Source organism: Brevibacterium sp. UCMA 11754, assembly GCF_021532275.1.
In the GTDB taxonomy this organism is placed as follows: Bacteria; Actinomycetota; Actinomycetes; order Actinomycetales; family Brevibacteriaceae; genus Brevibacterium.
On record NZ_JACBOT010000031.1, the window covers coordinates 216,056 to 241,825 of the forward strand.

22 protein-coding genes are annotated in these 25,770 nt (G+C 59.9%); 13 read left to right on the top strand and 9 right to left on the bottom strand.

What is annotated here, in order from left to right; translation table 11 throughout:
- Positions 1–54 precede the first annotated feature (54 nt).
- Both tagD and HX613_RS17945 read right to left on the bottom strand, forming a co-directional pair.
- Positions 55–444: a glycerol-3-phosphate cytidylyltransferase gene (gene tagD, locus HX613_RS17940; protein ID WP_092106519.1), complete on the bottom strand. Its 390-nt coding sequence runs from the start codon at positions 442–444 to the stop codon at positions 55–57.
- 160 nt (positions 445–604) lie between these two features.
- On the bottom strand, positions 605–1,867 hold the full coding sequence (locus HX613_RS17945; RefSeq protein ID WP_235346577.1) for a CDP-glycerol glycerophosphotransferase family protein: 1,263 nt from the start codon (positions 1,865–1,867) through the stop codon (positions 605–607).
- 157 nt (positions 1,868–2,024) lie between these two features.
- On the opposite strand from HX613_RS17945, the gene HX613_RS17950 reads away from it, so the two are divergent.
- Positions 2,025–3,143 carry a magnesium and cobalt transport protein CorA gene (locus HX613_RS17950; protein WP_235346578.1) on the top strand — a complete coding sequence of 373 codons (1,119 nt, stop codon included), beginning with the start codon at positions 2,025–2,027 and terminating at the stop codon, positions 3,141–3,143.
- Positions 3,144–3,158: 15 nt separating this feature from the next.
- On the opposite strand, the gene HX613_RS17955 is transcribed toward HX613_RS17950, so the two are convergent.
- Positions 3,159–5,009, bottom strand: coding sequence for a glycosyltransferase (locus tag HX613_RS17955; RefSeq protein ID WP_235346579.1), 1,851 nt, complete (start codon positions 5,007–5,009; stop codon positions 3,159–3,161).
- A gap of 440 nt (positions 5,010–5,449) precedes the next feature.
- A complete protein-coding gene (locus HX613_RS17960; protein ID WP_235346580.1) occupies positions 5,450–6,091 on the bottom strand; it encodes a PepSY domain-containing protein in 642 nt (213 codons plus the stop codon).
- A 168-nt stretch (positions 6,092–6,259) separates the two neighbouring features.
- On the opposite strand from HX613_RS17960, the gene HX613_RS17965 reads away from it, so the two are divergent.
- A complete protein-coding gene (locus HX613_RS17965) occupies positions 6,260–7,114 on the top strand; it encodes a glycerophosphodiester phosphodiesterase (RefSeq protein ID WP_235346581.1) in 855 nt (284 codons plus the stop codon).
- Positions 7,115–7,191: 77 nt separating this feature from the next.
- Here the strand turns inward: HX613_RS17965 and HX613_RS17970 are convergent, their stop codons facing one another.
- On the bottom strand, positions 7,192–7,785 hold the full coding sequence (locus HX613_RS17970; protein WP_268827004.1) for a TetR/AcrR family transcriptional regulator: 594 nt from the start codon (positions 7,783–7,785) through the stop codon (positions 7,192–7,194).
- Positions 7,786–7,996: 211 nt separating this feature from the next.
- Between HX613_RS17970 and HX613_RS17975 the strand changes: the two genes are divergently transcribed.
- The 4 genes from HX613_RS17975 to HX613_RS17990 all read left to right on the top strand — a co-directional run bounded on the left by HX613_RS17975 (position 7,997) and on the right by HX613_RS17990 (position 13,331).
- A complete protein-coding gene (locus HX613_RS17975; RefSeq protein ID WP_235346583.1) occupies positions 7,997–9,481 on the top strand; it encodes a carboxylesterase/lipase family protein in 1,485 nt (494 codons plus the stop codon).
- 30 nt (positions 9,482–9,511) lie between these two features.
- Positions 9,512–11,362, top strand: a complete 1,851-nt coding sequence (locus HX613_RS17980; protein WP_235346584.1) for a flavin-containing monooxygenase — start codon at positions 9,512–9,514, stop codon at positions 11,360–11,362.
- Positions 11,363–11,689: 327 nt separating this feature from the next.
- The gene (locus tag HX613_RS17985; RefSeq protein WP_235346585.1) at positions 11,690–12,676 is read left to right on the top strand and encodes a malate dehydrogenase; all 987 of its coding nucleotides are present in this window, start codon (positions 11,690–11,692) and stop codon (positions 12,674–12,676) included.
- 61 nt (positions 12,677–12,737) lie between these two features.
- The gene (locus HX613_RS17990; RefSeq protein ID WP_235346586.1) at positions 12,738–13,331 is read left to right on the top strand and encodes a helix-turn-helix domain-containing protein; all 594 of its coding nucleotides are present in this window, start codon (positions 12,738–12,740) and stop codon (positions 13,329–13,331) included.
- Between the two features lie 27 nt (positions 13,332–13,358).
- On the opposite strand, the gene HX613_RS17995 is transcribed toward HX613_RS17990, so the two are convergent.
- Positions 13,359–13,775, bottom strand: coding sequence for a ChaB family protein (locus tag HX613_RS17995; protein ID WP_235346587.1), 417 nt, complete (start codon positions 13,773–13,775; stop codon positions 13,359–13,361).
- A 301-nt stretch (positions 13,776–14,076) separates the two neighbouring features.
- On the opposite strand from HX613_RS17995, the gene HX613_RS18000 reads away from it, so the two are divergent.
- On the top strand, positions 14,077–14,586 hold the full coding sequence (locus tag HX613_RS18000; protein WP_235346588.1) for a flavin reductase family protein: 510 nt from the start codon (positions 14,077–14,079) through the stop codon (positions 14,584–14,586).
- A gap of 73 nt (positions 14,587–14,659) precedes the next feature.
- Here HX613_RS18000 and HX613_RS18005 read toward each other — a convergent pair whose 3' ends face one another.
- The 3 genes from HX613_RS18005 to HX613_RS18015 all read right to left on the bottom strand — a co-directional run bounded on the left by HX613_RS18005 (position 14,660) and on the right by HX613_RS18015 (position 19,766).
- Positions 14,660–15,553, bottom strand: coding sequence for an SDR family oxidoreductase (locus HX613_RS18005; RefSeq protein WP_235346589.1), 894 nt, complete (start codon positions 15,551–15,553; stop codon positions 14,660–14,662).
- A gap of 188 nt (positions 15,554–15,741) precedes the next feature.
- Positions 15,742–18,306 carry an ATP-dependent DNA ligase gene (locus tag HX613_RS18010; RefSeq protein WP_235346590.1) on the bottom strand — a complete coding sequence of 855 codons (2,565 nt, stop codon included), beginning with the start codon at positions 18,304–18,306 and terminating at the stop codon, positions 15,742–15,744.
- A gap of 203 nt (positions 18,307–18,509) precedes the next feature.
- Positions 18,510–19,766 (bottom strand): integrase catalytic domain-containing protein, encoded by a 1,257-nt coding sequence (locus HX613_RS18015; protein ID WP_235346591.1) that lies wholly within the window; start codon positions 19,764–19,766, stop codon positions 18,510–18,512.
- A gap of 142 nt (positions 19,767–19,908) precedes the next feature.
- Between HX613_RS18015 and ku the strand changes: the two genes are divergently transcribed.
- The 6 genes from ku (at position 19,909) to HX613_RS18045 (ending at position 25,708) form a co-directional block, all read left to right on the top strand.
- The gene (gene ku, locus HX613_RS18020; RefSeq protein WP_235346592.1) at positions 19,909–20,814 is read left to right on the top strand and encodes a non-homologous end joining protein Ku; all 906 of its coding nucleotides are present in this window, start codon (positions 19,909–19,911) and stop codon (positions 20,812–20,814) included.
- A gap of 29 nt (positions 20,815–20,843) precedes the next feature.
- On the top strand, positions 20,844–22,094 hold the full coding sequence (locus HX613_RS18025; protein WP_235346593.1) for a cytochrome P450: 1,251 nt from the start codon (positions 20,844–20,846) through the stop codon (positions 22,092–22,094).
- 71 nt (positions 22,095–22,165) lie between these two features.
- Positions 22,166–23,593: an MFS transporter gene (locus tag HX613_RS18030; RefSeq protein WP_235346594.1), complete on the top strand. Its 1,428-nt coding sequence runs from the start codon at positions 22,166–22,168 to the stop codon at positions 23,591–23,593.
- A 99-nt stretch (positions 23,594–23,692) separates the two neighbouring features.
- Complete coding sequence (locus HX613_RS18035; protein WP_009884218.1) at positions 23,693–23,893, top strand: CsbD family protein; 201 nt, start codon at positions 23,693–23,695, stop codon at positions 23,891–23,893.
- Positions 23,894–24,112: 219 nt separating this feature from the next.
- Positions 24,113–24,922, top strand: a complete 810-nt coding sequence (locus HX613_RS18040) for a hypothetical protein (RefSeq protein WP_096159578.1) — start codon at positions 24,113–24,115, stop codon at positions 24,920–24,922.
- A 42-nt stretch (positions 24,923–24,964) separates the two neighbouring features.
- Positions 24,965–25,708 carry a class F sortase gene (locus HX613_RS18045; RefSeq protein ID WP_235346595.1) on the top strand — a complete coding sequence of 248 codons (744 nt, stop codon included), beginning with the start codon at positions 24,965–24,967 and terminating at the stop codon, positions 25,706–25,708.
- Positions 25,709–25,770 lie beyond the last annotated feature (62 nt).

The following is a 25,770-nucleotide window of genomic DNA, read 5'->3' on the forward strand; positions in this document are numbered from 1 at the left end:
GGTGCCCCTGAGAACGCGCAGGGGGTGAAATGAAACAGGATGGCAACCGGGCAGTCAGGACTTGCCGAGCTCCGTCTTAATCCGAGTAGTTGAAATTTCAGGGGTGCGGGGCAGGTACACGACCTCGCATTTATCCTTGAGGAAGTCGAACTTGCCTTCCCAGTCATCGCCCATCACAAAGGTGTCGATATGGTATTTCTCGACGTCCGTGACCTTCTGCTCCCAATTGTCTTCCGGGATGACAAGATCAACGTAGCGAATCGCCTCGAGCATATGCTTGCGCTCCGCGTAAGAGAAGTAGGACTTCTTATCCTTGCCGGCGTTGAACTCGTCGCTGGAGAGTGCCACGACCAAGTAATCACCTTGTTCTTTGCACCGCTGCAGCAAGCGGATGTGACCGTAATGGAGCAGGTCGAAGGTGCCATAGGTAATGACTCGGCGCATCAGTCCTCAATTCAAACGTCCAGGAGAGCACAGGCCAGAACTTCTGGACACAGGTACCCAAAGAATTTCATCGCAACTTTACCATTTTGTTACCTGAGGGCTGAACTCAACACCCTCCGAAGGTCAACCACGGGTCGGCCTCGTGCATTCGGTCTGCCAATCACGAGCTGCCAGAAAGGCTGGTATCGCGTTCGGCTATGACTTGCTTGGCAGCCGAAATGAATCGGGTGACTTGCGCTCCTTGGACGGTTGAGCCCAGATAGTGCTCGCACAGTCGTGCAGCCGTCTCGACAGAATCTGTCTGGTCGGACAACAGCTCAACGAGACTGTCTTCTGAACCCTTGCCGATAGTGGGATTGCAATCGAGCAGGCCGCCGGGCAGCACCATGGAGTCAGAATGACAGGGCTTGATCATCACCAGCGGTTTACTGGTCGACAGCCAGTCAAAGGCCACCGATGACATCTCAACCAGTGCCCGATCGGCTGCATCGAACTGCCACGAAACGTCTGACGTGAGATCCATAAATCCCCTCGGATCCGCCTCGATGATCGAACGGACTTCGTCCAAGGCTCTTTTGAAGTTGCGGTCGCGCACTCCTGTACGCGGATGCGGGCGGAAGATCACACGATACCCCGCAGCCAGCATGGCGGAGACAAACCTGGCCCCATTGTCGGCAAGGGTGCCATAGGCCATCGATGGCGAATCACCCTCCCAAGTTGGCGCATAGAACACGGTCATGCCTGCAGGAGCGTCGGCGTCGAATTCACGCCATGCCTGGGCAATCTCACGCGGGCGGTCCAGTTGGGGCCGACCGACATCGAGCAGACGTTTCGAGTCCATCCCCACAAGGGAGTACTCAATTCTCTCCCTAGCCGCTTCCCCTGCGGTGAAGACATAATCGTAGGCTTTGAGCTGGTTGGAGATCATCGAGATCTTCTCGCTCTCACCGTGGCTGAGATGCACGTGGGCCGGGTTCGGATAACGCAATGCCTGAAAATTCGGCGTTGACTGGTTGACATAGAAGACGGTTCTCAATGATGAGGACGTCATGAACGCGTCAAGGCCATTCGTGAGACGCGAGAACCGAACCGGGAGATGGGTGACGTTCCTCAAGTGCTTCGCGACCATTGGGCTGCGAACGATGATTCCAAATGGCTGATCACTGTGGCCTGATCGCTTCAACTCTGCTTCCAGCTGCTCGAACGGCCAGAGCCACTGTTCAAGCTGATACACCGAGTCCATCCCTACGCCGAAGTACGCAGCGGCAATGAATTCGTCCGTGTCCTGAGGATAGAAGTCAGCCGGGAGCCTCGACTCGTGAATGCGGTCGCGAAACTTTCGCGCTCCAAGCTTGGCCGCCGACTGGGCGAAATTGGCGCCTTTGACCGCTTGATGCGACAGGTCTTCCGGAAGATTGGTCATAGGACTATTGTGCACGTGCAGATTCGAAGACCCTGAACCGACTCTCCTTTTTTACGCAACATGACTTGGCATTATGATCAGTCGAGCTGAGTGAAGAGCTGTGCTCACTTCCTCGAACTCGGCTACGTTTGAGTCTTAGTCGACCGAAAGATTCACCATGGCACGAGTACGCAGGCACAAGTCCGAACCGATCTCCAAGCGCAAGCGCAGCACTGTTGCCTTACGCGAATCTGAGAAGCCGGTACTGCTCAGTCGCCGGATCGTCGACAGTGGGCCCGGCGACCTGTCGGCCTCGTCGGCCTTCGCCGAAGCCCTTGCCCAGCAGCCGACAGATCACTGCCCTGCTCCGGCATCATTTACGCAGGTCGTCGTCCCCAAGTCCACGCCGGAGCTTCTCGCCGAAATCGCCTCGGTGTGGGAGCTGCACCCGGTCCTCGTCGAAGACCTATTCCATGCAAACCAACGCCCCAAGGTCGAACGCTACGACGATGTTCTCTTCGTCGTCGTCAAATCCGCGGTCTACATCGACTCGTCCGAGGAGGTCGAGTTCAAGGAATTCCACCTGCTCATGAAGGACGATGTTCTCGTCATCATCTGCCAGGATGATCGGTTCATCGACGGATCACCCATCCCGCAACGCGTTGAAGACATGGACGCCTATTTCAGGGATGAGAAACGCCAGTGGGCCTCAGACAGGGAGCTTCTCTCCTTGGGCCCCGAGGCGCTCGTCTACCGGCTGCTCGACACCGCAGTCGACACCTATTTCCCTGTCTTGGACGGCCTGCAGGACGACAAAGACGGAATCGAACGACAGGTCTTCAGCGGAGACACCGCGGCAGCGGAACGGATCTATCTGCTCAGCCAAGAGGTCATCGATGTCCTCCATACAACGACGCACCTCAACCGCCTCACCCAGCGACTGGGCAACGGTGCCGCCAAATATTCGATACCAACCGCGCTGCAGGCCTACCTCGACGACGTCACCGACCATCTGACTCGAGTCCTCGCCGAGGCTGCCGAACTGCGCGAAGCCCTGTCGCAGATCCTCAACGTCAACTCCACCCTGGTTGCCCAGCGCCAGAACGAAGACATGAAGAAGATCTCCGGATGGGCCGCTATCCTCTTCGCCCCCACGCTGATCGGAGCGATCTACGGTATGAACTTCGACGACATGCCAGAACTGCATTGGGCCTTCGGCTATCCGATGGCCATCGGGCTGATGGTGGGCCTTGGCGTGGTGCTCTATACCGTGTTCAAGGTGAAGAAGTGGATGTGAAGAACAGGTTGCAGCCTATTGAATCAGGAGGATTTGCCCGCTGAAGTTACCGTGCTTGGTTGTGTACAGCTTGAGCACTTCGCTGGTAGCGCTGATGCTCGAATTCTTACTCATGATGCGGGCCCTGTTGAAACTGCGGCCGGAGACAAGATCTACCGAGAAATCGATATAGCCAGCAGGGATGGATGACAATCGGCTGATCGGGATCGCTGCACGAACGACATTGCCATCAAATTCCGCCGCTACACGCCCGTAGAAGTTTCCCGTGCGGGACTTCCATGAAATATAGATGTCGTCTGGCGCGCGCCCTTCGAGCCCTTTCACGCCGACCGCGATCTCAACATGCTGTCCGTCCACTGTTGCTTCGCTGAGGACCGCGCGCAGGTGCTCAAGATGCACGATCGGCTCAAACGATCGTTCGGCGAGCACTTTGCCCCAGCGCTGAACAATTGGTGCCTCAAAGTAGTCGGATGCCCTGGCGACAGCTGCCCGACGCATTTCCCGCACACTGTCTTCGGGCATGGCGAGGAAGCGAAGAATTGCTTCTGACAGCGCATCGACATCTCCGACTGGGACGAGGAAGCCGTTGATACCGTCATCAATGATGTCTGCAGGTCCGTAGTCGACGGCATACCCGATGGGGATGCATCCGGCCGACATGCTCTCGAGTATGGCCAGAGGTTGACCTTCGTAGCGGCTCGTGAGGAGGCTGAAAGCGCTCGTGTGGAAGTTCTCCTTTGCTCCAGGCGTATGCCCGTGCAGTCGGACTGAATCCGCGACGCCGAGGCACTCGATGAGATCTGTCAGCTCTGTTCGTTCGTCACCCTCGCCGTAGACACCGAGAGTGATGCCTGGAGCATGAGCAGATGCTTTGGCGATTGCACGAATGGCGTGTTCAACGCGTTTCTCCGAAACCAACCGGGCAATCATGGCACCATGTTCACGAACACGGGGCGCGGTCGGATCGCCGTCAAGGTCCTCGGTGAGGTTCGGCACCGTCCTGATTTTGCCGGACGAAAGTTCAGCCTCGCCCATGTCGTCACGCTGCTGATCAGTGAGTGTGGTGACGAGGTCGAAGGAGTCGAGGTTGCTGACGTAGCGGATCTGTCCAGGATCCAGTTCTCCGAAGTTGCCGCCTCCCGGCTTACTGAGGATATGAGTATGGACGACCTGACAGAGGATGACGCTGTCTCGTCGGTAGTCGAAGACGAGTCCACCGGCGAACGGCGAGTCAGAAATCAGGTACGACGGCTTACTCCCGATGACCACGTCTAGCCACGACTGGTAGAGCGCGCGAGCAGTAGACCATTGAGCGATGATGTTCCGATTGCGATCGAAGAGGCTTATTCTTCTTCCTCCCCGTTGCCCGCGCTTGTTCATATCGAGGCGGTCGCTGAGCAGGAGTGTTCCTCTATCGTGATAACGGTCAACTTGGAGGTCAGTCTCGCCTGAATCCCTACGGAATTCTGTCCATTCTGAGCCGGTGCGATCGAGAACGTCGCCTACTGCGGTGTGGTCCAACGCGGATGTGCCGACCATCCTGCGCAGTTTTCGGTCAGGCCATGAGGTGAGGTCTTTCCATATGTTGTGCAGGCGCACCCGGCGGTCAATCCGCCCCTCGTCGCGTAGCTCTCGCTCTCGGTCTTGGTGCTTCAGTTCGGTGCTGAGCGTCAAGATGTCGATCCGCCGATTGTCCTGCCGTGCAAAAGCCGAGCTGCGCTCGAGCGCGACAGTCGTCATGCCCCCGAAGTCATACGAGATGCCCCAAGTCAGCGTGTAGTAACACCCTTCCGGAAGAACACCTTTGTGGGGAAAGCGGTGGGAATAAGGCTGGTGACGTGACGGGGAATTGGGGATGGACTTCATAGACACAACTATAATTGTCAGGATCGCGAGACCTACTCAGGTGACCCGTCCATTGCAATAGGCGTTGTGGCGCTGAACTCGCACTCAATATCTGCTGAATCTGCGCATCTTCGCGAGCAGAGAGTGGTGTTTCATCAACCTGGCGGCGAACACAGGAAGAGAAGTACGGATGTGATGTTCGCTACAAGGCAGCAGATATGCCTGCTTGTACGCGGACTTCGTCAAAAATCGCATTCATGATTCTCTGAACGTCAGCAAGACGGCACACCCTTCCTCATCCACGACGACACGGCCGACCGCGCATTCCACAGTGCCACGTGAAATGCCAGCGCAACGACGAGACGCGGGCCAGCACGGACAGAGAGTGCTGTCCGAGCTGGCCCGCGATCGCCGGGCGGGTGCCCTGTATGAGGAGTGGACTCAGCCGATAGGGACGAGACTCAGTCGACCGTCACCTTCTTCGATTCGACATTGACCGTGACTTCGGTTTCGTTTCCCTTGTCATCGAAGTCGAATTGGTATTCGCGCTGTCCGTCGTCATATTCAAGCTTCCAACCGGAGACACGGCCCTCGCCCTTGTCCTTGGCCAGGTCGAACGCTTCGTCGTAAGTCATCGGAGATTTGAGGTCGATGGCCTTTTCCTTGTCATCGCTGTCATCCGATTCGTCGCGAACGACCTTGCCTGAGTCTGCGTCGATGACTACCTTATGGTCGGTCTTGCCGTCCATGATCTTGACATCGTATTCCCATTTACCGTCGTCACTGTCGTAATCGAGTTCAACCGCGTGCAGAACCCCGTCTTTGGCCTTGACCTTATTCTGTGCCGTTTTGACAGCGTCCTTAGCCGACGTAGATGGAGATTTCTTGCTCAGATCTGCGTCTTTGGAAAGCTCGGAACCGGAGGTCTTCGCATCGTCTGTCGACCCTTCATCGCTGGGTTCCGACGCATCCGCTGCCTGAGTCTCGGCAGGGGCCGGCGACTCTTGAGCATCGTCATCTGAAGCGCCCGAGCAACCCGCGAGCGCCAGCCCAATTCCGAGCACACCTGCAACTGCAACATGGGACATTCGATTCGTCTTCATCCGGTCACGCTAACACTCGTCTGTTGGACTGAAAACCCCCATCGGAGCGCTCTGAATACGCCACCGGTTGGAGGTCCGCCGGAACAGCAGCCATCATTCTTCTGTTCTCATCCTGCTGTTCATTTCTCGGTCTCCGAGAGCTTGCCTGGCGCCCATAGCGTGACAAGCGTGATTACGACTGAGCAGAACAATTTCCGTCCTCGCCCATCTCCGATCCTCGCCGCTGCGGTGCTCACCCTGACGGCGACTCTCGGCACCGGCGTCGTCTCCGCCTCCGCGCACGGCCTCGGCTCACCGTCCGAGACCGATTTCGCTGCACCCGATCAGGTCTCCGAACTCGAATTTCCCGTCACGGTCTCCCACCGCGGCGGCGCCGACGTCTATCCGGAGGAGTCCATGGAAGGATTCACTGCCTCGGCGAAGGATGGATTCCTGCCCGAGATGGACATTCAGTTCCTCGAAGACGGCACCCCGGTCCTCATCCACGACGACACTGCCGATCGCACCCTCAACGGTGTCAGCGGACCGATCCGCGACCTCAGCCTCGAAGAATGGGACGCTGCGACCATCAAGCACCCACAGGGTGGAGAGCCGGCGCAGACGGTCACCCTCGATGAGGCACTCGACGAACTCGGCGGGGAGGTCGTCATGGTTCCCGAGATCAAGCCAGGGGCCACCTCGGCGGAGGTCGATCAGGTTCTCGATGTCTTCGACGAACGCGGACTCAAGGACTCACTCATCGTCCAGTCCTTCGACTTCGAAGCGGCGAAGACAATCGCGCAGCGCGGCTACACCTCGCTCTACCTCACAGGAGCAAAGCTGCCGACAGAATCGTTCGGTGAGATCTCCGATGCCGGCATCGAATGGGTTGGGCCCAGTAAGAATCTGCCGACCCGAGACCTGCGCAAACTCGACAAGGCAGGCTTCCACGTTGCACCGTATACCCTCGCGACGTCGAAGGACGGACACCGCCTGCCTGGCTGGATCGACGGCTATTTCACCGACGACGCCTGGACGAACTGACCATGCCGGATCATACGAGCAGACTTCACTGAACGCACCTGGAGTTTCGCGAGGGGTCCGGATCAACACACCGAGGTTCAGCGCTTGAGAAGTCCTTTGAAGACGACGTCCATGATGGCCTCGGCAGTGAACTGAATATCGAGTTCTTCCTCTCGAAAATAGGAATCCATCGCCAGACCCCAGCACATTCCGACACCCATCGTGGTGATGATCCTCGGGTTGAAATCCTCATGATCCCAGGAGTTCAAGTTGCTGTGCACCGTCTCCACGACGCTGTCGATAAACGGCACCAGATGCGTCGCATAGAAGTCTCGGCCAACTCCCCTGTCGGAGAACAGCACCGTCCCGAAGAGGTCAATCGTCTCAGAAAATGTCCTGAGCAGTGATCGATAGAAGTCTCTGGTGAAACTCACCAGCTGGTCTTCGGTGCCGGCTGGCATCGATCGCGCTTCGGACTGCAATTGGTCCATAAGTTTGATCAGAGGCTCGACGATGGCAGCTTCGAACAGTTCCTGTTTCGACGCAAAATGTCGGTAGATGAGTGCCTCATTGACATGTGCTGCCGCCGCGATGTCACGAATCTTCGTTCCGTTCGGCCCAGCGCCTAGGAAGGACACACGAGCAGCCTCCAGCAATTGTTGCCGCCGCTCTGCTGCAGCAAGTCGAACCATGGCGCCCTTTCAATGAATCATTAGCAGGAGCGTCTGTGCCCCTGTACTTCCAGACTAGCTTCTCGACCGCGATGTCGGCCCTTTCCAAACCCATCAGCGCGTGCGCCCAGACTTCGCGCCTGCAAAATAACCCTTGACTTTGGTCAATAGTATGTAAACATTTACTTACTACCAATGCGACGTTGCATTGGCCCTGATCGAAGGAGATCAAATGAGCTCTACAGTCTCGACGGCATTCGGAGACCTTCGCGGCACGGACCACGACGGGATCACTTCTTTTCTCGGTGTTCCCTACGCTGCACCGCTGACCACCGCCAACCGGCTCCGGCCCCCACAGGCACCACAACCGTGGACCGGCATCCGTACAGCAGATAGGTACGGTCCAACTGCCACTCAGAATTCTTATGCGCCCCCATATTCAGACCTGTTCGTGGAACCAAAGATCGACGGCGCCGAACAGCTCAACGTCAATATCTGGTCTCCGGATTCCTCCGGTCAAGCACCGGTGTTGGTCTGGATCCACGGAGGCGCGTTTGCTCATGGCGCAGGCAGCCTTCCGCAATACGATGGCTCGTCATTCGCTCGCAACGGCGTTGTCTGTGTCACGATCAATTATCGCCTCGGCATCGAAGGATTCTTGGATCTAGGTGACGACGATGCCAACATCGGGCTCCGTGACCAAATCGCGGCGCTGAGCTGGGTGCGCGACAATATCGCAGTCTTCGGCGGTGACCCGAACCGAGTCACCGTGGCTGGACAGTCAGCCGGCGCAATGAGCATCGGGGCACTCCTTAGCAGCCCCTCAGCTACTGGGTTGTTCCATGGAGCCATTCTGCAGAGCGGGGCCTGTCACCAGACGATTTCACGAGACACTGCGAAGGTCGTTGGCGCTCATCTGGCCGAGCAGTTAGAGATCTCAGCCGATCGGGAGTCATTCGCGCAGGTCGATTCAGATCGCTCGCTCGCGGAGCTGGCTACGTTGGAAACATCCCTTCAGACTGCCCCGGACTTTGCCAAGTTCCGTGAGGCCGCAGCCAATATGATGCCGATGAGCCCGAGCATCGATGGCAACGTCATACCTCAGCCGCCTTTGGATGCGGTGAGCCAAGGCAGCGCCGAGAAGGTACCTCTGCTCATCGGCACCAACCTAGACGAGAACATGCTGTTCCTGTCGCCCAGTGGCGCGATCGACGCCATAGACGAAGACACCCTTCGCGCTTCAATCGCCGGGTACGGAATCACCGACGTCGAGTCGGCGCTCGAACTGTACACCGTGGACGCCGATCGCAGGCCGGGACGTACCTTGGCGGCATTGGCGACCGACTGGATGTTCCGCATACCCGCTGCCCGTCTGGCCGAAGCGCAGCATCAAGCACATGGCGGGCCGACCTTCATGTACGAATTCGCTTGGCAGTCACGCGCTCTCGATGGATGCCTGGCGGCCTGCCATTCTGTGGAGATCCCGTTTGTGTTCAACACCCTTGATGAGGACGGCTCTGATCTCCTCACAGGCCCTGCTCCACAAGAGCTGGCTGACGAGGTCCACCAGGCGTGGATCGCATTCATCAGGGACGGCGCTCCCGGATGGCGTCCCTATTCTCCGGACGATCGCGCCGTACAGCGTTTCAACACTTCGACACAGACAATCACCGACCCTCGTTCTGAGTCTCGCAAACTCTGGAACGGCATCCGCTAAGCCTCACCAGCATCAACAAGGAGTTCAGCTATGACAACGACGTCTCCAGCACCATCAATCCCACAGTCTAAAGCCGATGCGCTCCGGCAGAGATACGCGGAGGAACGCGACAAGCGCCAGCGCAGCGACGGCCTGAATCAGTATGTGAGAGTCAGCGACACCATTCTCGGTGAGACAATCGACCCCCATATGCCGGTCATCGCTCGTGAACCGAAGGCCGACCATGTGACTTTCGCCGTGATCGGAGGAGGTTTTGCCGGGCTGGTCACGGGCGCTCGGTTGAAGGAGAAGGGCATCGCAGATGTTCGCATCATCGACAAAGCCGGCGACTTCGGCGGTGTCTGGTATTGGAATCGATACCCCGGAATCATGTGCGACACTTCATCATTCGTCTACATGCCGCTTTTGGAAGAGACCGGCCATGTGCCCACCGAGAAGTTCGCACATGGACCGGAGATTCGCAGACATTGCCAGCAAATCGGGCAGCAATACGGTCTCTATGACAATGCGTTGCTTCACACGCTTGTCACCGGCCTGCGATGGGATGACGAAGAATCGGTGTGGCACGTCCGGACGAATCGTGGCGACGATTTCACGGCCGACTTCGTATCCATCGGCGTCGGCCCCTTGCATGTGGCGAAACTGCCGAAGATCGAGGGAATCGACGAGTTCGCAGGCAAATCATTCCATACGACCCAGTGGGATTACGACTACACCGGCGGAAGTCCCGACGGTGGGATTCTCGATCGTTTGGCCGACAAACGCATTGCAGTAATCGGTACAGGAGCAACCGCAATTCAGGCGATACCGGAGCTGGCCAAATCCGGCGCCGAAACTTTTGTTTTCCAACGCACACCAACCTCGGTGGATGTCAGAGGCAATGGCCCCATTGATCCGGAATGGTTTGCCGGCATGTCGGCTGAGGCCGGATGGCAGCAAGGGCTTTTCGACAATTTCGCCGCCAACTGGGAGGCATACAGGGGTGACCCGGCCGAAGAGATCGAGGATCTTGTCGGTGATGGGTGGACTCAGCTCGGACGGCGTCTTCGCGATGGAGTCAGAGCGATCCCACCCGAGGAATTCTCTCCGGAGAGAATGATGCAGGCGCTCGAGAACGTGGATTTTGCCACGATGGAGGATATACGGTCACGCGTCGACGAACTCGTCACCGACCCCAAGGCGGCATCCGGCCTCAAGGCTTGGTACAGCCAGCTGTGCAAACGACCGGGCTTCCACGACGAGTATCTCCAGTCATTCAACCGCCCCAATGTGCATCTGGTCGATACCGATGGCAAGGGAGTGGAAAGGATCACCGCCACCGGAGTGGTCGTGGCCGGTCAAGAGTATGAGGTCGACTGCATCATCTATGCCACTGGTTTCGAATACCTGACTGACTACGCCTCACGGCTGGGGTTCCCTGTCGAAGGACGGGACGGCCGGACCCTGTCCGCTCATTGGGACGAAGGTATGCGCACGTTCCAGGGGATACACATGCATGGGTTTCCGAACCTGTTCCTTCAGCAGATGCTCCAGGCGGCCTTCCTCGGGGCGAATGTTCCACAGAACTACGTCGAAACTTCGAAGAACATCGCCGCGGTAGTCGTCGAGGCGACGGGCAATGGAACCAATCGTGCCGAGACTACCGCAGCGGCCGAGGAAGAATGGGTCGCAATGCACTTAGAGCAGGGCCAGCCTTTCGGCTCAGCCGAATGCACCCCCGGCTACTACAACAATGAAGGCACCGACTCCGACCTGAAGAACCGCCACAACGTCGGCTATCCAGGCGGGGCCACAGGCTACTTCAAGCTGATAGACGAGTGGCGAGCAGCCGGTGACTTCGTCGGACTGAACTTCGGGAAGTCAGCAAGCACCTCGGCGTAGCCAGAGTCAGTACCTCCAAGCGAACGCGAACTGAGTGCGCGGAGACACAATATGACGCGTTCATGATGTCCCGCGGTGACGAACCGATAGAATCGGTTCGTCACTCACTTCTCTCCTGAGGAGTTGCAGTGACGTCCAACGCAGCGATGCCGCACAAGCGACCTTGACGGGCCTCAACAAGGAAGTCGACTCCTCGTCATGCCGCTCGGCCTCCTCCTCACCTAAGTGACCTGGCGGCGTATTCACCGATGAATCACGCCGTTGCACACGAGAGGACAGCCTGCATCGCCTGCGGCAAACTCCCGTAACAGCTAAGGAGCACAATCGATGAATACCCCCATCAAAGTCGCCGTCACCGGTGCTGCCGGTCAGATCGGCTACAGTCTTCTCTTCCGCATTGCCAGCGGCGCTCTCTTCGGCCCGCAGACTCCAGTTCAGCTTCGCCTGCTGGAAATAACACCAGCACTGACCGCCCTCGAAGGCGTGGTCATGGAACTCGAGGACTGCGCCTTTCCCACTCTCGACTCGGTTGAGATCGGCGATTCGGCCGAGCACATCTTCGACGGCGTCAACCTCGCCCTGCTCGTCGGCGCTCGCCCCAGGTCTCAGGGCATGGAGCGCAGCGACCTCCTTGAGGCCAATGGTGCGATCTTCACCGCCCAGGGCAAGGCCCTCAACTCAGTCGCCGCCGACGATGTCCGCATCGGCGTCACCGGGAATCCGGCCAATACCAATGCGCTGATCGCCATGCACAATGCACCCGACATCCCCGCCGAACGTTACAGCGCGCTGACCCGCTTGGACCACAACCGCGCTCTGGCACAGCTGGCCAACAAGGCCGCAGTATCGGTCGCCGACATATCCAGGATGACGATCTGGGGCAACCACTCAGCCACCCAGTATCCCGACATCTACCATGCAGAGATCGGCGGGGTGAATGCCGCTGAGGTCATCGGCGACCAAGCCTGGATCGAGAACGATCTCATCCCCACGGTTGCTGAGCGCGGTGCCGCCATCATCGAGGCGCGTGGATCCTCCTCTGCGGCCTCTGCTGCCGCGGCGACGATCGACGCCGCCCGCGACTGGCTGCACGGCACGCCCGAAGGCGACTGGGCCTCGATGGCTGTGGTCTCCGATGGCTCCTATGGGGTGCCTGAGGGGCTGATCTCCTCCTATCCCGTGACAACTTCGTGCGGGAACTGGGAGATCGTGCAGGGACTGGAGATCAACGACTTCAGCCGCAGGATGATCGACGCCACCACGGCTGAGCTCGCCGAGGAGCGTGAGACGGTGACCGGTCTCGGTCTGATCTGAGATCGCGTCGGCTGGGTGCTGATATTCTCAGCCTCAGATGACCCCGTGACCGAAGGTACCCATGAGCACCGAGAATGTCTCGCCGAATGCGGCTGATCCCAGTGTGGAGTACATGGGTGCGCTCATCCACCAGTTGCGGGAATCGGCAGGGATGACCCTGACCGACCTCAGCCGCGTCGCCGGGGTGAGCCAGGGATTGCTGAGCCAGATCGAACGCGGTCGCGGGAATCCTGCATATCTCACGCTGCTCAAGATCGCGAAGGCCTTCGATGTTCCGGTCGGTCGGTTCTTCACCGAGGGTGAGGAACCGGCCGACAATCGCGTGGTCCGCGCCCACAAGCGTCGGCAGCTGCAGGTCACCGATCGCGGACTCGTCTACGAGCTGCTGACGCCGACGATGAACGGCGCGCTGCTGGTGCTCAAGGTGCGGGTCCCATCGGGGTACTCCAACGAGTCGGTGCCCTTCAACCATCACCGCGCCGAAGAGTGTCTGTTCGTCCTCGAGGGAACCTGCTATTTCCAGATCGGCGATGACGGATACACGCTGGCAGCCGGTGACAGTATCACCTACTGGGGCGATCAGCCGCACTGGTTCCGTGTCCTCGGTGACGCCGAGGCGGTCCTCATCGCCACGATGACTCCCCCGGTGTTCTAAGGTCTGATTCCAGGGGTGGGCGAGACTTCAGTCGCTCTTCTTCGTTCGCTGGCTGCTTTCACGTTCGAGGGCTTCGACGAGTTCCTTCTTGGTCATCGAGGAACGTCCTGGGATCTTCAGCTTGCTCGCCTGTTGGTACAGGTGGTCCTTCGTCGCATTCGCGTCCACCCCACCAGCGGTCGGGCGATCGGTGTTCTTCCCGCCCTTGGCTTGGCTATCTGATGGTCCCGGTGAGGATTTCGGTTCCCATCTGTCACCGACCTTTTCGTGAGTGTGCTTGAGCGCATCGTAGGCCACCTGGTGAGCGCGCTCTTCGTCACCGTACTCCTCCATTGCGGAATCGTAGGTCTTGGCGAAAGTTCGCTGAGCTTTGGCATCCGAATGTCGCAAGGTTGCTGGAAGCTCTGACTTCTTCGGGACTCCTGAACTGCTCATCTTCGGCATGGTGACCACATCTCCTCACGTACGCGAACGTCACGGTTATCCCGACGGTAACGCAGATCACCCTCGCATGTCAGGAACCGTGCCGCACACTGTCTGCGTCGATATCGCTTCGCAGACATATCGCTGGTGTTCCGTGCCCGGCGGAAACGCCCCCGAACCAGTGACTCTTGTCCGCTGTCGGACAGGGGCGTACGTTTGATGCACGAGGACAGTGTCGCGCACGGACGCCTGCGCACCGGCGCAGGAACGGCAGCCGAGCTCGGCTCAATGCTGCACCGCTGTGTTACTGAGAGGACGCGTCATGGATCAGGAGACGTTCGACAACCTGATGGTCTCCGCCGATGCCGGTCTGATCGTGGTGACCACCGCGGCAGAGGACGAATGGGCTGGCTGCCTGGTGGGTTTCCACTCGCAGGCGAGCATGTCTCCTCAGCAGTACGGTTTCTGGCTGTCGAAGGCCAATCACACCTATCACGTGAGCCTGCGGGCCGCACATTTCGCGATTCACTTCCTCACAGCCGACGATTTCGCCATGGCACAGCGCTTCGGTGCCCGATCAGGTGAGGACACTGACAAGTTCCGCGGACTCGATGTTCACCTCACCGAGCAGGGAGTGCCGTTGCTCAGTGCTCTGCCGAACCGGATGGACGTCGAGCGCATCTCGATGCTCGATGACGGAGGAGACCACGTCGCCATCACTGTTCGGGTGATCTCAAGCGAGACCAGCGGAGCCTTTGCGCCTCTGCGCCTGTCCCACATCGGCGACCTCTCTGCAGGCCGTGACAATGCCGAACGGGCAATCCAGCTCTGATGTCCTGAACGGTCCGGCTGCAGAGGCAGCCCGCAGCACAGCAGGGCCAATTCCCCCTTTCTTTCAGACGCTGTCACGGCGTGGGCTGGCCTCCATTGACGTTGAGAGTCTCGCCCAGGACGTAACTCGACTCAGCCGAAGTGAGGAACACATAAGCTGGCGCGAGCTCCGTAGGCTGACCGGCTCGCCCCAAGGGAGTGTTCTTCCCGAAATGGGGCAGTGCTTCCTTCGGCTGACCGTCAGAGACCTGAAGGGGTGTCCAGATCGGGCCGGGAGCAACTGCGTTGACTCGGATGCCGCGTGGAGCCAGCTGAGTGGCCAGTCCCTTGGTGAAGTTGTTAATCGCAGCTTTAGTCGACGCATAGTCCAGCAGGTGGGTCGATGGAGAATACGCTTGAACGGACGTCGAGTTCACAATCGTTGCGCCGGCGGGCAGATAGCCGACTGCCGTCTTCGTCACGCGGAACATGGCGCGAATGTTGGTCTCGAACGTATTGCCCCACTGTTCGTCGGACAGGTCTTCGATCTCTTCGACTGCGATCTGTCGCCCCGCGTTATTCACCAGGGCGTCGAGTCCGCCCAGCCCGTCTGCCGCATCATGGACGACCTGCTGGCAGTAGTCGGCGTCGGCGAGGTCACCGGGCAATGGGACCGCTGTGCCGCCGGCCTCTCGGATGACGTCACAGACATGGCGTGCGTCCTCCTCCTCGGCAGGCAGGTACGACAGAGCGACATCTGCTCCTTCGCGAGCGAACGCGATAGCGACGGCCGAGCCGATGCCGGAATCGGCACCGGTGATCAGCGCCTTGCGCCCCTTGAGCCGACCGGTGCCGCAATAACTCTGCTCGCCACGGTCAGTGCCTGGAATCAGTTCGACGTCCAGGCCCGGCTCAGGCTGGTCCTGTTTGGGTGGAGAGATGTCTGGAAATCGTTTCACCGGATCCTGGAAAGTCAGTTGGTCGCTCATGAGCTGTGGCCCCTTTCGACTGACCCCGCTTCCGCAAGGATCAGACTCGTTTCGCTCTCGATCAGCACGGTGCTCTGGGAAGCTTCAGCACCGCCCGGTGCCGCAACGGTAACAGTCTCCTCGGAGTCTCGTAACCCCCGTTGTGACCGAGGTGGTCTGCGGGAGAACATGCTCGACCCCCTCCTGGTTCAGGCGGTGACCTCCTCCGGGTCGATGTCGCCCCGGAGTCCGCGCCATACGGGATGACGCAGACGACCGGCCTCGGTGATACCTCCGTATCGGACCTCACCGACGAGGCTGGGCCGCACCCAGTTCGCATCACGTGACTCGGCGGCAGGAACATTCAGAGAAGGTGTCTTCCGGCTCAGGCGATCGAGCTGTGCCCGCACAGACTGCAGTTGGTGGTCGTCGAAGCCGGTGCCCACACGACCCAGATAGACCAGACCGTCCTTTTCGTGGGCTGCCAGCAGCAGCGAGGCGAAGGTCTCGGAACGTTCCCCTTTGCCGCTGCGCCACCCGACGATGATCACGTCTCGGGTCGAGGAATGTTTGAGCTTGGCCCAGGTTCGTGTCCGACGGCCCGGCAGATAGGTGCTGCCGGTCTGTTTCGCCATAACGCCTTCGAGCTGGAGTTCACGACTGGCCTCCATCGCCTTGTCGACGGTTCCTTCGAAAGCTGCCGGCACATGGATGTGCTCACTCTCGGTGACCATGTCAAAGAGACGTTCGCGTCGTTCGAGATATGGGGTCTTCAGCAATGAAGCGCCATCTTCGTTCAACACATCGAAGACCATCAGATACACCGGTGTGCGCTCACGTTCACGCTCAATGTCACTCTCACGCGTCAGCCCCATCCTGCGTTGCAGCCGCCCGAAGTCGGGGCGACTGCCCGGGCCCAGCGCAACGATCTCTGCGTCAAGGACGCAATCACCGTCCACACAGTCGGCGAGCTCGATGAGTTCGGGGTAGGCCTTCGTCATATCGTGACCATTACGGCTGGTCAGCGCGATCGACCCGGACGAATCATCGGTGCCGGCACGCACGGAGGCGAGCGCTCGGATGCCGTCCCACTTCATTTCGAATGCCCAGTCCTCGGCCTGTCGGCGAACGGAGTGAAGGCTTCCGATACTGGCCAGCATCGGTGCCATGTCAGTGGGCTGGACATCTGTGGAGCCGGTGCGTTCGGGGCCGGTGTGCCCGTTTCGCTTGGAATCGGTGGGCTCAGGCGAGGGTTTGCCCCGCAGTGATGAGTTCGTGGTTGAGTCTTTGGTCAGGTGGATCATCCAGTTCTTCTCGGGTTCCTTGTTCGGCCCGTGCTCGCCGGTGTTGAACAGTGCGAATCGTCGTTCTCCCCCTAGGCCGCCGTCTTCGGCCCCATGGAGGACAGCGATGATCTCGCGACCTTCCTTCCACTTCTCGAGTTCGTAGGTCCCCGAGTCCCAGATCGTGACCTCGCCCGCACCGTACTGTCCCTTCTCGATCGTGCCTTCGAAGCTTCCGTATTCGAGAGGGTGGTCCTCGGTCTGGATGGCCAGATGATTGTGCTTCGGATCGGTGGGCGGTCCTTTCGGCAGTGCCCACGAGACCAGCACGCCTTCGTGTTCGAGTCGGAAGTCCCAGTGCAGGGTGCTGGCGTGATGTTCCTGGATGACGAAGGACAGCTCGTCCCCGCTGGTGCCGTGGCTTTCGGGCACCGGTTCGCTGGTGTGCTTCGGGTCCCGTTTGGACCGATAGATGTCCAGGCGGTCGCGCGGCGCCTTCGATGAGTTCGACGATTCCTTCTTCGAAGCGGGTGCGGCTCCCGCCGAGGTGGGAGTCGGATTTGCTGAATCGCCGGCAGTCTTCGCCAACGGCTCGAGCAGATCGCCGTAATCGTCGATCCGCTCAAGGACCTCCTCGAAGCGCAGCTGCTCGACAGCGGACGGGTCGTCGAGTTCGTCCCAAGTCCGCGGTGTCGCCACTGTGGGGGTGAACCGGCCGCGCAGAGAATACGGGGCCACTGTCGTCTTCGCCGCTGAGTTCTGAGACCAGTCGATGAGCACCTTGTTCTCTCGCAGCGTCTTCTTCATGGCTGTGACGACGAGGTCCTTGTGATCGGCTTCGAGGCTGCGCGCCAACTCGTGGGCGACGTCGGAGATCTGCTGGCTTGATGCCGATCCATCGAGCGGCGCATAGAGATGGATCCCCTTGGAGCCACTGGTCACCGGGTAGGCGTCGAGATCCATCCCGGTCAGCAGCTCCCTGACCAGCTGTGCGACCTCGATACAGTCGGCCAGTTCGCGTCCTGGCCCCGGATCGAGGTCGAAGACCATGCGGTCAGGATGCCGTGCCGTCGACTCGATGGTGCCCGGGTCGGATGACCCCTTCGCGACCTGCCATTGAGGGATGTGGATCTCGAGTGAGGCCATCTGCGCAAGGTAGGTCAATGTCGCGCGGTCCTGGACCAGCGGGTACCTTTTGGATCCGGTGGAATGACGGATGGAACGGGATGTGAGCCACGATGGTGCGGAATCGGGGAGGTTCTTCTCAAAGAACACGTCTCCCGGTTTCTGCGGTGTGCCGACACCGTCGACCCAACGTTTGCGGGTGGCGATGCGGTCATGGGCGTGCCGGATCAGATGTTCGTGAATGCGAGCGTAATAGTCGAGCACCTCGCCCTTGGTTGTGCCTGTCTCGGGATAGAAGACCTTGTCGAGATTGGTCAGCGTCAACCGATGCCCGTCGACGGTGACTTTCTGTTCCTGGCGTGACATGGACACCTCCTGTGGTCTGTACGGTACCCGCTGACAGCAGAGTGCACGAGGGGGCACGGACGGTGGCGATGCCACGACCACCTCGGCGCTGGAGCCCTTCCAGGTCGGACGGGCCAGCAGGGCCAGTCGACGGGGGCGTAATGCCTCATGTCAATATGCCCGCGAAATGTTCTCGATGCCTCACATAGATTTGCCCGCGAAACCTACCCAGTCTTGACTCGCACGCCCTTACGCACATCCGGCAGGGCTGACGGGAACGAAGCCAGATACATTTGCTCGGTCTTCTTACCCGATAGAACCAGCAATCGGTCCTGGACCCGGGCGATCTCAGCAGCGATCCTCGCCGGGTTGAGACTGTTGCGATACGCCGTCATGTCCTTCACCTGTTTCGGCGCTAAGACACCAGAATCGAGGAGCCTATCGAAGGGAGTCCGGGGCCGATCATAGACACGTTTACGTCGCCCATTCTTCGTCGCCCCATACCCGGTCGGCTTGATCGTGGGCATCAGATAATTGACCCGATCATTGACTAAACGCCATAGCCGGTTGAGTGCTCGTCGTTCCAGGTCAGTGTCGTAACGGTAGTAGAACCCATACCGGCGTACGACGTGGTTGTTCTTTGACTCGATCGTGGCCTGATCGTTCTTTTTATACGGCCGCGACCGGGTGAAGTAGATGCCCTTCGACCCGGCCCATTCGATGACGTATTGGTTGAGGAACTCCGACCCGTTATCGAAGTCCAAGCCAGTGATCTGAAATGGAATCTCACGAGCTGCGGTCTTCAACCCCGCCAGGATGTTCGTATGAGCGTTGTTACGCACCGTGCGCGTGAACGTCCACCCCGTGTGGAAGTCGGTGAGGTTGAGCGTGCGTGCGAATTCCCCGGACTCAACGGGTCCGCAGTGGGCGACGGTGTCTCCTTCGAAGAAGCCGGGCTCGCCTTCGACATCGTCACCGGCCCGGCGGATCGTGATCGCTGAACGCAGCAAGGACCCGGGCTTCGTCGTCGAGATCCCGTTGATCGCGTCCCTGGCTCGCACGGGTTTGAGGTACCGGTCGATCGTGGCCGGACTCATCGCAAGCAGTTCCTTACGCACCTTTTTGGTGTAGCGGTCCTGGCCGGGGGTGAGCTCGTTGTGGGCTTCGAGGAGGTCAAGGAGGATCCGCATCGTGGTGTGGAGGTATTTGCCGCATTGACCACCCGAGATCGCCCACACGCGCTGGAGGATTTTGACCGCGTCGTAGGAGTATTTCCTGGCCCGAGGTTGACGCGGATGCGAAGCGACTTGCTTGCCGCGGCCGGGTGGGTGTTTCGCGGCTTGGGTTAATCGCCGTCGTGCGTTGTCGCGGGTCCAGCCCGTGACGGCCATGACCTCGTTAAGAACAGTGCCCTTGTTCTTCTTCGAAGCCTTCTTGTATTCCCTGGCGTATTTCGTGGTGATCTCTGCTCGAGTCGCCATCGACAGTTCACTCCCCATAGCTTCCGAGGGTCCACCATTTCGCGGGCAAAAGTATATGAGGCACCGAGGGTGGCATCCGGGCTGTTTACGTGAGTCTGGTCGGGGGGTAGCCAAGGTGCTGAGACTGAGTTTCAATGGAGGTATGAGAGCCATTTGGACCGGATCGATTGTGTTTGGTCTCGTCAACGTGCCGGTGAAGCTGTACTCGGCCACCGAGAACCACGATGTCAGCATGCACCAGGTGCATGAGAAGGACGGCGGACGCATCCGCAATCAACACCGTTGTCAGGAGTGCGGGAAAGTCGTTGAGTTCGACGACATGGTCAAGGCCTACGACGACGGCGACAACCGCGTGATTCTCACGAAAGACGATTTCGAAGCCCTGCCCGCCGATGAGAATGACGACCTTGACGTCCTCCAGTTCGTGCCCAACGATCAGATCGACCCGATCATGCTGGAGAAATCGTATTTCCTGGAGCCGACGTCGAAGACACCGAAGGCCTATCTGCTGCTGCGGCAGACGCTCGAAGACACCGACCGCACGGCCATCGTGAAGATCACTCTGCGCACCCGCACCCGACTGGCGATCCTGCGAGTGTGTGGAAAGGTGCTCATGATCCAGACATTGCGGTGGGCCGATGAGATCCGCGACGTCGACTTCAAGGGAGTGAACTCCCAGGCGAAGATCTCCAAAAAGGAAATGGAGATGTCAGCCAAACTCGTCGAATCGTATTCGGAGGACTTCACACCGGAGGAGTTCAACGACGACTACCAGGACGAACTGCGCAAGCTCATCGACGCGAAGATCGACAAGGGAGAGACCCTCGACCTGGAAAAGGCCTTCCCTGACGAGGACGAGGACGAAGAACCCGGCGGCGACGTCATCGACCTGATGGAGGCGCTGCGCAAATCCGTCGACACCTCACGCTCCTCGAAGAAGGGCTCGAGCAGATCCGGGTCGAAGAAGAGTTCGAGCAAATCGGGTGCGAAGAGTACGTCTGGGAAGTCCTCGTCCTCGAAGTCGGGTGCGAAGAAGAAGACAGGATAACGCGAAGCAAGAACAGCAGAGGAGTTCGCATGATACGCCGTCCCTTCGACAGCACCGCCTCCTTCCTCAACGAGGGATACGCATTCGTCTCCTCTCGCTGTGACACATGGGACACCGATCTCTTCACCACGAGACTGTTCCTTCAGCCGACCACATTCATCCGGGGCGAGGAAGCAGCTGGGCTCTTCTACGAGGGCAATCGGTTCACCCGTGAGGCCGCCGTGCCCCCGAGTGTTCAGCACCTGCTGCAGGACAAGGGGTCAGTCCAAGCTCTGGACGGGGTCGAGCACCACCGGAGAAAGCAGGCGTTCCTGTCCCTGATGGGCGAGGACGCGATGTCCGGCCTCGGGGAGATCTTCGACGAAGAGTGGGCCGAGACGCTGGAAACGCGTCCTGGGCCACGACGCATCGTTCTTCATGATTTCGCCCGGGACGTGCTGACTCGCACAGCCTGCCGGTGGGCGGGGGTCCCCCTGGAGGCGACCGATGTCCGGAAACTGAGCAGTGAACTGGGCATGATGATCGATCACGTTGCCAAAGCCGGCCCTGCGAACTGGTATGCGCAGTGGCGCAGACGCGGCACGGAAACCTGGGCGGCCAGTCTCATCGAGAAGGTTCGTCAGGGGGCTCTGTCACCTGCGCCGGGCTCTGCACTCTTCGTCTTCGCCCATCACACCGATTCTGCTGGCCAGGAGCTCTCTTCCGAGGTGGCCGCGGTCGAACTCATCAACATCCTGCGTCCGATTGCGGCGGTTGCCCGCTTCATCGTCTTCGCCGCTGTCGCTCTCGTTCACCATCCGCGCTGGCGCGATACGTTCGCATCCGGTGACGAGACCGATCTGGAACCATTCGTCCAGGAGGTCCGTCGCTTCTACCCGTTCTTCCCGGCAGTCCCGGGCAGAGTCCATGAGCCATTCAATTGGCGTGGGCACCGGTTCGACGAAGGCGACCGTGTCATCCTCGACCTCTACGGCACCTGTCACGATCGCAGACTGTGGACGGACCCCGACAGTCTTCAACCCGAGCGCTTCCGCGGCTTCAGCTGGGACGAGCACCCCAACACGCTGATCGCGCAAGGTGCCGGCAGGCACTCCGAGAACCACCGCTGTCCCGGGGAATGGAGTACGGTCGAAATCCTCAAACGAGCCGTGCGTCTGCTGGTCAGCAGCGGACTCGACGTGCCCACGCAGGACCTGTCCATTCCCCTCAACCAGTTCCCCGCACTGCCGCGCAGCGGGTTCGTCTTCCACTACTCGGGCAGACCAGGTTCAGACATCTGAGGTACGAGTATCTGATCAGAGGTGCCGGCCAGGCGCGAGCGGAAACCGTAGACAGCGAAGAAGGGACTGGAATGAACTATTCGTCACACGATGAGAAGATCCCCACCCCTGACGGCATCGACATGACGAAGATGCCACCCGAGAAGAAGCGCACGCTCAAGCGAGCCATCGGCGGTTCAGCACTGGGCAACGCGGTCGAGTGGTTCGACTACGGCGTCTATTCCTATGTCTCCGTCTACATCGCCAGCGCCTTCTTCCCCGGCGAGTGGGGTGTCGTCCTCACTTTCGCAGTTCTCGCTCTGTCCTTTGTCTTCCGGCCCCTGGGAGGCTTCATCCTCGGGCCCCTGGGCGACAAGGTCGGCCGCCAGCACGTGATGGTTCTGACTATCATCATGATGACGATTCCGACCACGCTCATCGGAATTCTGCCCGGCTATGCCACACTCGGGGCATTCGCACCGATCCTGCTGTTGTTGTGCCGCATGGTCCAAGGCTTCTCCACCGGCGGCGAGTACGGCGGTGCCGCCGTCTACATGGCAGAATCGGCACCCGACAGACGCAGAGGCTTCTGCGGGTCCTTCCTCGAGATGGGCACCCTGGCGGGAACAGCCTCGGCGGCATTCGTCTGCACCATCCTCCTGGTCGTCGTCGGCTCCGACGGCATGGAGGCCGGCTGGTGGAGACTGCCCTTCCTGCTGACCCTGCCCCTGGGTGCCGTCGCGCTCTGGCTGCGGATGAAGCTCGATGAACCGGAGGCGTTCTCACAGACCACTTCACGGCAGCAGGCCAACCGGAAGCCGTTCCAGGAGCTGTTCACCGGGTACAAGAAACAGATCCTCATGCTCATGGCCTTCGTCGTGCTGCTCAACGTCGGCCAGTACATGGTGCTGACGTACATGCCTACCTACCTCAGCGGCATTCTGGGCCACTCCGAGGTCACGAGCAACTTCATGCTTGTCGGGCTGCTGTTGGCGATGATAGCTGTCGTCAGTCCGCTGGGCAGGCTCACGGATACGATCGGGCGCAAACCGGTGCTCTACACCTCGGCGATCGGCTTCATCGTCCTCGCCATCCCCGCATTCATGCTCATGCACGCCGAAAGCCGCGGGCTCCAATTCCTGGGACTGGGCATCATCGCGCTGCTGCAGGTGATGATGCAGTCCTGCGTCTCGGCGACGCTGCCGGCGATCTTCCCCACCCAGGTGCGGTTCTCCGGCTTCGCCATCGGCTACAACATCTCCACCGCCATCTTCGGTGGGACCACGGCAGCGGTGAACACCTTCGTCATTCAAAAGACCGGGTTCGATCTGTTCCCGGCCTTCTACCTTGCGGGGGCCGGGATCATCGGCCTCATCGGCATCCACTTCTTCAATGAGACGGCGGGACGTCCGATCAACGGCGTCACTCCCCCGGGCTCCGAAGACGAGGAGCTTGCCGACATGGGCTATGAGCTCATCGGTTTCAACGACAAGGGTGCCGAGGCTGATGACAGCGTCTGAGAACCCCCTTGCGCCAGCCCTGCTGATGGCGCGATTATGACAGATAGGCCGCAGGCCTCGTATGGGTCAGGACCTGCTGCCCAACCGAAAGGAAGAGCAATGAGCAAAGAGAACTCCCACAAGGCCGAAGAATTCAAGGGCAAGGCAAAAGCCGCTGCCGGCAAGGCCACCGATGACGAATCTCTCCAGGCAGAGGGAAAAGCCGACGTGGTCCAGGCCAAAGGCAAAGAGGCTGGCGAGAAAGCCAAGGACGCCGCTCGCGGCGTCGCCAACTCGCTCAAGGACTCCCCTGAGAGCTGAGACGCAACTGATCTGAGAATGGGAGTGGCAGTTCATTGCCGCTCCCATTCCTCTGTGTATCTCAAGCATCGCGGCATGGACGCCGCGGAAACTGCTCGGACACCTGATGAGTGCGAATTCGAAAAACTACGGTTGACGAGCAATCCGCTGAGCCGACTTCTCCGAATACACACTGTGCGGTCCCGAACGGGACTGTCCACAGAAGAGAAGGGAAGCACCATGCGCACAGCAAAGAAGCTCATGCTCACACCCGTCCTTGCCTTGACTGCCTTCGGTCTGGCAACAGGCCCCGCAGCCGCGGCGACCGCGAGTGATACCGGCGGCGAAGACAGTTGGACCTACCAGGCCGACCTCGGCGAAATCAATGACAGCGGAGCATCAGGCGACATCATGATCACCCTCAAGGGCAATCAGGCGATGGTCACCGAACACGTCGAAGGCCTGGCCGAGACGTTCATGGACGGGCCCTACCCGCACGTCCAGCACATCCATGTGAAGGCCGATGGCAGTGCCGAATGCCCCACACCCTCAGCCGACGAGAATGGTGACGGCATCGTCAACACACCCGAAGGCGGAGCCGCCTACGGTGAAGTTGCCACGACCTTGACGGACTCCGGTGACACCAGTGCCAAAGCGGCCGTCGACGTCGACCACGCCGGCATCAAGGGCGGCTCGGCGACATACAAGCGCACCATCGATCTCGATGACAAGACCGCAGACGCCATCAAGGACGGCCGCGCCTCTGTCGTCGTCCACGGCCTCAACCCAGAGAACCTGTCGAAGGATGTCCAGGACGCGAAGAGCCCGCTCGATGACAGCCTGCCGCAGGCCGCCACTGCCCCTGCTCTGTGCGGAACTCTCGCGGACAGCCAGATGGGACAGCCGCCCAAGGGCGGACCTGACACCGGTGGCGGAAGCACCGCTGGCACTGATGACACCGTGATGCTGGCCGCTGGCGGCGGCGTGCTCGTCGCAGCGGGAGCCGCCTTTGTGATCTCGCGGAAGAAGAAGACGACCAGCGCTCACTGATCGAGCCCAGGCTGTCCCACAGCAGAGAGGAAGACACCAGTCATGACTGACAAGCAGGCAAGGACTCATCGCGGCATCAACACCTGGGCCGCGGTGGGTCTTGCCCTGCTCGTCGTCGCGGCGATACTCATCACGATCGGCCTCGTCCGCGGCCAGTCACCACCCCAGCCGGATGCAGCGTCCAGCAGCGAATCTGCCGCTGCAGAGAACAGCGATGACCCTGCCGCGCCAGCCCCCTCAACCGCCGAAACCGATTCACCCGCCGAGACTGAGCCCAGCACCCCAAGCGATGTCGCTGCAGACACCGCACCTGATAACGCAATGGACGCCTCGGCGCCGACCCAGTTGACGATCCCGGCCATCGACGTCGACACGAGCATCATGAAGCTTGGTCTCACGGACGACGATGAGCTCGAAGTCCCTCCGTTGGGCAAGGACGCACCGGCAGGCTGGTACGACCGCTCTCCCACACCCGGTGAGGTCGGGCCCTCGCTCATAGTCGGACACGTCGACTCCGCGAAAGACGGGCCCGCCGTCTTCTTCGACCTCGGTGCCCTGCACCGCAAAGACAAGCTCACCGTCACCCGCGAGGATGGTTCGAAGGCCACCTTCAGCGTCGATGACGTCACCGACTACGGCAAGGACTCGTTCCCCGACTACCAGGTCTACGGCAATACGGAGGACCCGGAGATCCGACTCATCACCTGCGGAGGGGACTTCGACGAACAGACCGGCCACTACGAGGACAACATCGTCGTCACCGGCCATCTGATCAGTCAGAGCTGATTCCCCGACCGTCGCGGACTCGCGCCTTCTGCGAAGTCGATACCATCGCCCCCGTCGGCCGC

Excerpts from the sequence above, each read along its gene's own strand:
- tagD (WP_092106519.1), bottom strand. The coding sequence starts at position 444 with ATGCGCCGAGTCATTACCTATGGCACCTTCGACCTGCTCCATTACGGT.
- HX613_RS17945 (WP_235346577.1), bottom strand. The coding sequence starts at position 1,867 with ATGACCAATCTTCCGGAAGACCTGTCGCATCAAGCGGTCAAAGGCGCC.
- HX613_RS17950 (WP_235346578.1), top strand. The coding sequence starts at position 2,025 with ATGGCACGAGTACGCAGGCACAAGTCCGAACCGATCTCCAAGCGCAAG.
- HX613_RS17955 (WP_235346579.1), bottom strand. The coding sequence starts at position 5,009 with ATGAAGTCCATCCCCAATTCCCCGTCACGTCACCAGCCTTATTCCCAC.
- HX613_RS17960 (WP_235346580.1), bottom strand. The coding sequence starts at position 6,091 with ATGAAGACGAATCGAATGTCCCATGTTGCAGTTGCAGGTGTGCTCGGA.
- HX613_RS17970 (WP_268827004.1), bottom strand. The coding sequence starts at position 7,785 with ATGGTTCGACTTGCTGCAGCAGAGCGGCGGCAACAATTGCTGGAGGCT.
- HX613_RS17975 (WP_235346583.1), top strand. The coding sequence starts at position 7,997 with ATGAGCTCTACAGTCTCGACGGCATTCGGAGACCTTCGCGGCACGGAC.
- HX613_RS17980 (WP_235346584.1), top strand. The coding sequence starts at position 9,512 with ATGACAACGACGTCTCCAGCACCATCAATCCCACAGTCTAAAGCCGAT.
- HX613_RS17985 (WP_235346585.1), top strand. The coding sequence starts at position 11,690 with ATGAATACCCCCATCAAAGTCGCCGTCACCGGTGCTGCCGGTCAGATC.
- HX613_RS17990 (WP_235346586.1), top strand. The coding sequence starts at position 12,738 with ATGAGCACCGAGAATGTCTCGCCGAATGCGGCTGATCCCAGTGTGGAG.
- HX613_RS17995 (WP_235346587.1), bottom strand. The coding sequence starts at position 13,775 with ATGCCGAAGATGAGCAGTTCAGGAGTCCCGAAGAAGTCAGAGCTTCCA.
- HX613_RS18000 (WP_235346588.1), top strand. The coding sequence starts at position 14,077 with ATGGATCAGGAGACGTTCGACAACCTGATGGTCTCCGCCGATGCCGGT.
- HX613_RS18005 (WP_235346589.1), bottom strand. The coding sequence starts at position 15,553 with ATGAGCGACCAACTGACTTTCCAGGATCCGGTGAAACGATTTCCAGAC.
- HX613_RS18010 (WP_235346590.1), bottom strand. The coding sequence starts at position 18,306 with ATGTCACGCCAGGAACAGAAAGTCACCGTCGACGGGCATCGGTTGACG.
- HX613_RS18015 (WP_235346591.1), bottom strand. The coding sequence starts at position 19,766 with ATGGCGACTCGAGCAGAGATCACCACGAAATACGCCAGGGAATACAAG.
- ku (WP_235346592.1), top strand. The coding sequence starts at position 19,909 with ATGAGAGCCATTTGGACCGGATCGATTGTGTTTGGTCTCGTCAACGTG.
- HX613_RS18025 (WP_235346593.1), top strand. The coding sequence starts at position 20,844 with ATGATACGCCGTCCCTTCGACAGCACCGCCTCCTTCCTCAACGAGGGA.
- HX613_RS18030 (WP_235346594.1), top strand. The coding sequence starts at position 22,166 with ATGAACTATTCGTCACACGATGAGAAGATCCCCACCCCTGACGGCATC.
- HX613_RS18035 (WP_009884218.1), top strand. The coding sequence starts at position 23,693 with ATGAGCAAAGAGAACTCCCACAAGGCCGAAGAATTCAAGGGCAAGGCA.
- HX613_RS18040 (WP_096159578.1), top strand. The coding sequence starts at position 24,113 with ATGCGCACAGCAAAGAAGCTCATGCTCACACCCGTCCTTGCCTTGACT.
- HX613_RS18045 (WP_235346595.1), top strand. The coding sequence starts at position 24,965 with ATGACTGACAAGCAGGCAAGGACTCATCGCGGCATCAACACCTGGGCC.